The organism is Streptomyces niveiscabiei (assembly GCF_001419795.1).
In the GTDB taxonomy this organism is placed as follows: domain Bacteria; phylum Actinomycetota; class Actinomycetes; order Streptomycetales; family Streptomycetaceae; genus Streptomyces; species Streptomyces niveiscabiei.
The window spans coordinates 1-1,348 of the sequence record NZ_LIRL01001289.1 but is presented as its reverse complement, the minus strand read 5'-3'; the positions used below and the strand labels follow the sequence as shown (position 1 = coordinate 1,348).

Here is a 1,348-nt window from a genome sequence, read left to right as displayed (position 1 = left end):
CTCCCCCACCGACGACACCTCGCCCGACGACGCCCCCGACGGCCCGACCGACAAGAAGGTGCTCTGACATGCCCCCCGTCTTCGCCCACGGCCGCCTGCGTCTCTACCTGCTCAAGCTGCTGGACGAGGCCCCGCGCCACGGCTACGAGGTGATCCGCCTCCTGGAGGAACGCTTCCAGGGCCTGTACGCCCCCTCCGCCGGCACGGTCTACCCCCGCCTCGCCAAGCTGGAGGCCGAGGGCCTGGTCACCCACACCACCGAGGGCGGGCGCAAGGTGTACGCGATCACCGACGCGGGCCGCGCCGAACTCGCCGACCGCAGCGGCGAACTCGCCGACCTGGAGCTGGAGATCCGCGAGTCGGTCGCCGAGCTCGCGGCGGAGATCCGGGCGGACGTCCGGGGCGCGGCCGGCGACCTGCGCAGGGAGATGCGCGCGGCGGCGACCCAGGCCCGCGAGGGTACCGACGGCGACGCCTTCCACGACAGGAGCGGCGGGGACGCCGAGGCGTGGCAGGCGGCGAAGGAGGAGATGCGCCGCGTCAAGCAGGGCTGGAAGGACCAGGCCCGCCGCGCGAAGGACGAGAGCCGCCGCGCCCGCGAGGAGGCCCAGCGCGCCCGCCGCCAGGCCAAGGAGGCGCAGGACCACGCCCGCGCGCAGGCCCAGGAGGAGGTGCAGCGCATCGCGCGCCGGGTGCAGGAGCAGGTCCAGGACCACTTCTCCCGGGGCGACTGGCCGACCGGCGTCCGCGAGGGGCTGACCGAACTGGCCAAGGAGTTCGGCGATTTCGGCAAGGACTTCGGGAAGGAGTTCGGCAAGGACCTGGGCTTCACGTTCGGCGCGGGCACGGCCTCCCGGGAGGGCACGACCTCCTCGGACCATCACACCACCGCCGAGGACGTCCCGTTCGGCTACGAGCCCTCCTGGACCCACGAACCCCCCACCGACAACCCCGCCCGCGACCTCGACCGCCTCCTCGACCGCTTCCGCGACGACATCCGCGACACGGCCCGCGACCAGGGCGTCACGGCGGACCAACTCCGGGAGGCCCGCCACCACTTGTCCACGGCGGCGGCCCGCATCGAGGCGGTCCTGAGGCAGCCGGGGACCTGAGAGAAGAGGGGCCCGCGCCTACCCCGGGCCCCTTCTCCAGCGGTTCCCCATACCTCACCCCGCCCGCAGCTCACCCCCGCCGTACAGCACCCGGGTCACCTACGAGGCGGTGACCCGGGTGCTGTACGGCGGGGGTGAGCTGCGGGCGGGGTGAGGTATGGGGAACCGCTGGAGAAGGGGCCCGGGGTAGGCGCGGGCCCCTCTTCTCTCAGGTCCCCGGCTGCCTCAGGACCGCC

General features: G+C 74.0%; 1 protein-coding gene. It reads left to right on the top strand.

Translation table 11 applies throughout. The features are described 5' to 3' along the window. Positions 1-68: 68 nt before the first annotated feature. Complete coding sequence (locus AOK24_RS43215) at positions 69-1,112, top strand: PadR family transcriptional regulator (RefSeq protein ID WP_055725310.1); 1,044 nt, start codon at positions 69-71, stop codon at positions 1,110-1,112. Positions 1,113-1,348 lie beyond the last annotated feature (236 nt).